This is a genomic window from Trichlorobacter sp. (genome assembly GCF_030247655.1).
Taxonomy (GTDB): domain Bacteria; phylum Desulfobacterota; class Desulfuromonadia; order Geobacterales; family Pseudopelobacteraceae; genus Trichlorobacter.
On the sequence record NZ_JAOTRZ010000155.1, the window covers coordinates 1 to 7,040 of the forward strand.

At 48.9% G+C, this 7,040-nt stretch carries 7 protein-coding genes, 1 tRNA gene and 1 pseudogene; 2 read left to right on the plus strand and 7 right to left on the minus strand.

The features are described from left to right. The 6 genes from lepA to gap all read right to left on the minus strand — a co-directional run. The coding region (gene lepA, locus OEL57_RS12155) for a translation elongation factor 4 (protein WP_300740797.1) at positions 1 to 1,673 on the minus strand (1,673 nt) is incomplete at its 3' end. A gap of 116 nt (positions 1,674 to 1,789) precedes the next feature. Then, positions 1,790 to 1,876, minus strand: a tRNA-Leu gene (locus tag OEL57_RS12160). 50 nt (positions 1,877 to 1,926) lie between these two features. Then, positions 1,927 to 2,259 carry a preprotein translocase subunit SecG gene (gene secG, locus OEL57_RS12165; protein WP_300740798.1) on the minus strand — a complete coding sequence of 111 codons (333 nt, stop codon included), beginning with the start codon at positions 2,257 to 2,259 and terminating at the stop codon, positions 1,927 to 1,929. Positions 2,260 to 2,331: 72 nt separating this feature from the next. Then, positions 2,332 to 3,087 (minus strand): triose-phosphate isomerase, encoded by a 756-nt coding sequence (gene tpiA, locus OEL57_RS12170; protein WP_300740799.1) that lies wholly within the window; start codon positions 3,085 to 3,087, stop codon positions 2,332 to 2,334. 9 nt (positions 3,088 to 3,096) lie between these two features. Continuing rightward, positions 3,097 to 4,290, minus strand: coding sequence for a phosphoglycerate kinase (locus tag OEL57_RS12175; protein ID WP_300740800.1), 1,194 nt, complete (start codon positions 4,288 to 4,290; stop codon positions 3,097 to 3,099). An 84-nt stretch (positions 4,291 to 4,374) separates the two neighbouring features. Continuing rightward, positions 4,375 to 5,379 (minus strand): type I glyceraldehyde-3-phosphate dehydrogenase, encoded by a 1,005-nt coding sequence (gene gap / locus OEL57_RS12180; RefSeq protein ID WP_300740801.1) that lies wholly within the window; start codon positions 5,377 to 5,379, stop codon positions 4,375 to 4,377. A 237-nt stretch (positions 5,380 to 5,616) separates the two neighbouring features. Here gap and OEL57_RS12185 point away from each other — a divergent pair, with 237 nt between their 5' ends. Together OEL57_RS12185 and OEL57_RS12190 are read left to right on the plus strand one after the other, a co-directional pair. Then, positions 5,617 to 6,027: a hypothetical protein gene (locus OEL57_RS12185; protein ID WP_300740802.1), complete on the plus strand. Its 411-nt coding sequence runs from the start codon at positions 5,617 to 5,619 to the stop codon at positions 6,025 to 6,027. Positions 6,028 to 6,112: 85 nt separating this feature from the next. Then, entirely contained in the window at positions 6,113 to 6,826 is a 714-nt protein-coding gene (locus OEL57_RS12190; RefSeq protein ID WP_300740803.1) for an HAD family hydrolase, read from the plus strand. Here OEL57_RS12190 and OEL57_RS12195 read toward each other — a convergent pair. Beyond that, a pseudogene (locus OEL57_RS12195) lies at positions 6,806 to 7,040 on the minus strand (hypothetical protein); the annotation flags it as partial. The gene OEL57_RS12190 and the pseudogene OEL57_RS12195 sit on opposite strands and share 21 nt — an antisense overlap.

The following is a 7,040-nucleotide window of genomic DNA, read 5'->3' on the forward strand; positions in this document are numbered from 1 at the left end:
CTATAACACTTGGCAAGCACGTCCTTGCGCATCGCCTTGACGGTTTCACGGGCGATAATCTTGCTACCGATAGCAGCCTGAATCGCCACCTCAAACATCTGCCGTGAAATCAATTCCTTCATCTTGGAAACCAGATCACGACCACGGAAATAGGCTTTATCCCGATGCAGGATCAGTGACAGGGCATCAACCACTTCACCATTGATCAAGACATTCAACCGTACCAAGTCACTACGCCGGTATTCCAGGTGTTCATAATCCAGAGAGGCATAGCCTTTGGTAATCGACTTAAGCCGATCATAAAAATCAAGCACGATTTCGTTCAATGGCAATTCATAGATGATCATGACGCGGGTTGGGGTCAGATACTTGATCTCACGCTGAACACCACGCTTATCCTCGCAAAGGGCCAGTACGCCACCGACAAAATCATTGGGTACATGGATATGAGCCAAGATAAACGGCTCTTCCAGGTATTCAGTACTTTGCAGTTCCGGCATCTGGTTGGCACTCTGAATCGAGTACACTTCACCACTCATCTTATGCACCCGATAGACAACCGTCGGCGCCGTGGTGATCAGATCAAGCCCGAACTCACGTTCAAGACGTTCCTGAATGATTTCCATGTGCAACAGCCCCAGAAAGCCACAGCGAAAACCGAATCCAAGGGCAACCGAGGTCTCCGGCTCAAAGGAGAACGAGGAGTCATTCAGTTTTAACTTGGCAAGGGCATCACGCAACTGCTCATACTGGGCAGTGTCAATCGGATACAGACCGGAAAACACCATCGGCTTTACTTCTTTGAACCCTCCCAGCATCTCAGTACATTGCCGGTGTAACAGCGTGACAGTATCACCAACCTTGGCATCTGCCACATCCTTGATACCGGCAATCACAAAACCAACTTCGCCAGATGTTAATTCCGGCACCTCAACCATTACCGGAGCGAACACACCAACCTTAAGCGCCTCATAGGCCTTATTGGTTGACATGAGCTGAATTTTATCACCTTTTTTCAGGGTGCCTTCAAACAGTCGCACCAGAATAATAACGCCCTGATACTGGTCATACCAGGAATCAAACAACAGTGCCTTTAATGGAGCAGCGGCATCACCCTGCGGAGCCGGAATCTTCTTAACGATCTGTTCAAGAATTTCTCGGGTACCGATTCCCTCTTTGGCAGAAGCCATCACCGCATCATGGGCATCAATTCCGATAATCTCTTCAATCTCATGCTTGACCCTCTCCGGCTCAGCTGCCGGTAGGTCAATCTTGTTCAGCACGGGAAAAACTTCCAAGTCGTTATCCAGTGCAAGATACACGTTCGCCAGGGTCTGCGCTTCAACCCCCTGCGAAGCATCAACCACCAGCAAACCACCTTCACAGGCAGCAAGAGAACGGGACACCTCATAGGTAAAGTCCACATGCCCTGGGGTATCAATCAGATTGAGGATATAGGTATTCCCGTCATCTGCCGTGTAATTAAGACGCACCGTCTGAGCCTTGATGGTAATCCCGCGCTCACGCTCAAGATCCATTTTGTCCAGAAACTGGCTCTGCATCTCCCGGGCAGTCAGGGCACCGGTATATTCCAGCAAACGGTCTGCCAGGGTGGACTTGCCGTGGTCGATATGGGCAATAATTGAAAAGTTGCGAATCTTACTGATATCCATGAACTCTCACTGACTTTTGATGATACGAATGGAATTTGGAAGAATAATGAACAACTGTTGGAATGTAAAGCAGAAAAGGCCCCTTCCACAAAGAGAAGGAGCCTTAGAATGTTAGTTGGTGCCGAAGACGAGACTCGAACTCGTACAGGCTATCGCCCGCCACCCCCTCAAGATGGTGTGTCTACCAATTCCACCACTTCGGCACAAGAGTTGTACTATTTATCAGACAATGAGCAATAATGCAACCTAAAACCTACTTAGCAGGAGCAGCGGGGACGACAGGAGCCGGCGCCGCAGGTGCAACAGGGGCAGGCTTCTGGGCTTGCTTGCCAGACATAATTGAAGACGCAGGCATATGACCGGAAAAATATGCCAGAGTCAGTGACGTAAGCATAAAGATAATGGCTGCCGCAGTGGTTAACTTGGTCATAAAGTTTCCTCCGCCACCGGCTCCAAATACAGACTGACTACCACCTCCTCCTCCAAATGAAGCGCCCATTTCAGCGCCTTTGCCAGATTGGAGCAGAACCATCCCGATAATAAACAGACTGATCAGCACATGCAGAATTGTAATAAAGGTTGTCATAAAAGTTCGTTATCCTCTCAAAAATGAAGCTGAATTCATACCACAGCGCTGACGTGGATGTAAAGCATGAAATCAGCCTTGAAAGCGAACAATCCCTGCAAATGATTCAGCTTTCAGGCTTGCGCCACCAACCAATGCGCCGTCAATATCTGCTTGCGACATCAGTCCTTTGACATTCTCAGGCTTCACACTTCCACCATACAGAATACGCAGCGCATCGGCCTCTAATGAGCTATAGAGTTCTGCAACCAGTGAACGTATAAAGGCATGCACCTCCTGGGCCTGCTCATCACTGGCAGTTTGACCGGTACCTATCGCCCAGACCGGCTCATAGGCAATAACAACTTGTGCCAAATCAGCTGCAGGAATACCAGCGAGACCACCACTAACCTGAGTCTTGATGACGCTAAATGTGGCATTGGATTCCCGTTCGGCAAGGGTTTCGCCAACACACAGCAGCACAACCAAACCGGCTTTTAAAGCTGCTTTGGTCTTACGATTAACGGTTTCATCTGTTTCACCAAAATACTGCCGACGTTCAGAGTGGCCGATAATAACATGGCTACAACCAGCATCTTTCAAGAGTTTGGGCGAGACCTCGCCGGTGAAGGCACCTTCTTCTTCCCAGTAACAGTCTTGCGCCGCCACCCTGATCAATGTTTTTTCTGCAGCTGCAGCAACCGTGCTAATGGCAGTAAACACCGGTGCAACAACAACCTCTACCCCCTGCACCTTACTGATCAGGGGAGCAAGTTCATCAACCAGAGATTTAGCTTCAGCCAGCGTCTTGAACAGCTTCCAGTTTCCAGCAATAAGCGGTGTACGCATGGTGCCCCCCTATTTTTTCACATCAAGGGCTTTTACCCCTGGCAGAATCTTACCTTCAAGCAGTTCCAGAAAAGCGCCGCCACCAGTGGAGATGTAGCTGACTTTGGCAGCAACACCTGCCTTGTTGACCGCTGCGTCTGTATCACCACCACCGATCACCGTCGTGGCATAGCAGTTACCCACCGCCTCAGCAACCGCAAAGGTGCCACGACAGAAGGCATCCATCTCAAAGACCCCCATCGGACCATTCCAGATGACGGTCTTGGCATCGCGCAAGGTCTCAGCAAACAGTGTGGCAGATGCTGGACCGATATCCAGCGCCATCCAGCCTTCCGGGATCTCCTGCACAGGTGTCACAAAATTGGTTGCATTTGCCTCAAAGGCGTTGGCAACCACACAGTCAACCGGCAGATAAAAGGTAACGCCCTTTTTCCTGGCTTTATCCATGATCTTTTTGGCAGTGGGAATCAGCTCATCCTCAACCAGTGATTTGCCGACGCCGTAGCCCATCGCCTTAAGGAAGGTAAAGGCCATGCCGCCACCGATCACAATTTTATCAACCTTATTAACCAGCTTCTCCAACACCTCCAGCTTGCCGGAGACTTTTGCACCACCAAGGATAGCGACCAACGGACGGACAGGATTACTCATCGCCTTGTCAAAAAATGTCATCTCATTTTTCATCAAGAAGCCGGCCACAATAGTCGGCACCAGCTTGGTAATCGCCTCAACCGAGGCATGGGCACGGTGTGACACGGCAAAGGCGTCGTTGACATAGATTTCGCACCCATTAACCAATTGCCGGGCGAACCCGGGATCATTCTTTTCTTCTCCCGGATAGAAGCGAACATTTTCCAGCATCACCACATCACCCGGCTTCATGGCATCAATCAGCTTGTCAACATCAGGACCAAAACAATCAGGCGCTTGAACAACCTTTTTACCCAGTAACTGAGCAAGCCGCTTGGCAGCAGGGGCCATGGTATATTTTGGCTTCTTCTCTCCCTTGGGGCGCCCCAGATGGGAGGCAAGCACCACTTTTGCCCCCTGCTCAACCGCATACTTAATGGTTGGAACAGCACCTGCAATACGGGTATCTTCGGTTATGTTACCCTTATCATCCTGAGGCACGTTAAAATCGACCCGAATAAACACCTTCTTACCCTTCAGGTCCTTTAGTTGATCAATATAGCGAATCGGCATACAACCACCCTCCTGACTAAATTGTAATCTGATAAAAAAAGAGGGGGACAAAAGATCCCCCTCCAGACAATGTTTGGTACCTGCTTACTTTTTGCTATCAATCAACTCCATCAAGTCAACCACACGGTTGGAGAAGCCACACTCATTATCGTACCACGAGAGAACTTTTACCAGATTACCATCCTGCACCTTGGTGCATGAGGCATCAACAATTGAAGAAAGTTGATTGCCATTATAATCGATGGAAACAAGGGGAGCCTCTTCATAGCCAAGCACCCCTTTAAGGGCACCTTTAGCAGCCTTCTTAAGTGCCGTGTTAACCTTGGCTGCATCGGTCTTTTTCTTCAGGGTAACCACCAGGTCAACCACCGAAACATTTGGGGTTGGCACCCGGATAGCCATACCATCCAGCTTCCCTTTAAGCTCAGGAAGCACCAGCGAAACAGCCTTGGCAGCACCGGTTGTGGTAGGAATCATGGACATGGCAGCAGCACGGGCGCGCCGCAGGTCCTTATGAGGAAGATCCAGAATATTCTGGTCATTGGTGTAGGAATGAACCGTAGTAACCAGTCCCTTCTCAATACCAAAGGTCTCGTGCAGCACCTTGGCCACTGGCGCCAAACAGTTGGTGGTGCATGAAGCATTAGAAATAATGTTGTGCTTCTTGGGGTCATACAGATGATGATTGACCCCCATAACAATCGTAATATCCTCATTCGTAGCTGGCGCAGAGATAATCACCTTCTTTGCACCGGCCTTCAAATGAAGCTCTGCCTTGGAACGGTCAGTAAAGATACCGGTACATTCAAGAACAATATCAATTTTTTCTTTTTTCCAGGGCAGTTCTTCAGGATTCTTAATGGCGAAGATCTTAATTGCCTTGCCGTTAATAATCAACTGATCGTCTTTGGCCTCAACCTTACCGGGGAATGTTCCGTGAACAGAATCATACTTAAAGAGGTGAGCCAACGTAGCAGCAGAAGTCAGGTCATTGATAGCTACAAACTCAATATTCTTATCCTTGCAGGCCGCTCTGAGAACCATCCTGCCGATACGTCCGAAACCGTTAATTGCAACCCGCAAAGCCATACTCTGTTCCTCCTCATGTAAGATAATTGCCCAATAGACGGCTGAATCCACGCCCTACCAAACAGTAAGCCTTGCAATAATAATCCATAATCCCGAATCGTCAACCGTAAAACGTGTAAAAGCCATACCATTTTTTTCACTCAGGCACTTGACCAGCTCAAGGTCCGTGCTACTCTATAAACTATGATCTTTGACTTTTTCCTATGAACGACCATCACGAAAGGAGACATTACCACCATGGCAACAACCAAGTCAGTTAAAAAGGCAGCACCAAAAGCTCCGGCAAAAAAAGTACCGCAAAAGACAGCCGCAAAGGCCACCAGAAAACCAGCAGCGGCTGTAAAGTCCACCGTTCTTTCAAGTGAGCAGCTTGTTGTTGAAAACCTGTCAACGTTGTCCAGCCTGGTTGGAACACTTGGCGAAACCCTTGATGTACTGGTACAAAAGACTGAAAATATGGCCTATCACCTCATCGCCACAGAAGAAGTTCTGGCCGAGGTAGTTACCGCCACCGGTATTGACCTGGCACGAGTAAACGCACGGATCCGGGCTAAAATAGCCAACGGCACAGATAGCCAGGGCAACCCGACAAAAGCTATTGATATCGCCGCTGGCATTGTTTCACCACTTCCCAAATTCAGGAAATAACCATTCCGAATCACCGCAGAATATGCTAGATCAAAGGGCAGGAGCCAAAATCCTGCCCTTTATTCTTATCCAAGGAAAACAAGCCATGTATCCAGATGCGGTTATTTTTGATTTTGACGGGGTTATTGTTGACACGGAACCGATCCACTACCAGGTATTTCAACAGATACTGGAACCACTCGGCATGGGGTACTCATGGCAGGAATATACAGACACCTACATGGGATTTGATGACCGGGATGCCTTCCGTGAAGCATTCCGTACAGCAGGCAAAGAGCTTGGCAACGACACCTTGCAAACCCTTATCAACCAAAAGGCCTCACTATTTGAACAGGTAGTTGCGCGGGGAGTAGTCCCCTACCCCGGCGTCGTTGAGCTCATCAAAGACTTGTCAGACAAACAGATACCACTTGCCATCAGCAGCGGCGCACTCCGGTCAGACATTATGCCTATCCTGGAACAACTGGGTATTAAGCAGAACTTTACCCATATTGTCACGGCAGATGATGTCCCCCAAAGCAAGCCCCACCCCGCCAGCTACCTGAAGGCCAAAGAGCTGTTGCTACACAGCTTCCCGGAACAACTGAACCCTAAAAGCAGCATATTTGCCATCGAAGACACGCCGGCAGGGATTCAATCCGCAAAAGGGGCAGGACTTAACGTTGTTGCTGTTACCAACAGTTATCCGATTGCAAAGCTGGGGCAGGCAGATGCAACGGTTCAGATACTTTCGGAACTAAGTACGAGAGCTTGGACGCAAATACCCCCACACGGAACCTCAATTAAGGTCTCTTGTTGATTTAACCCTTCCAGATAAATCAACATAAAAATTTCCACCATTTGGTTCTTTGGGAATAGCGGCAAGTGTACCAAGTTTCACCAGCTCATGTATATCTGTCGGTAGTTTACCAAACAGCTTCCGGTATGATTCAACCGCCAGTTCAATCTGGTGGATACCTTTCAGTAAAACAAGCCGACGGTGGATGGAGACTGCGTGATCTTCCATACCCTGT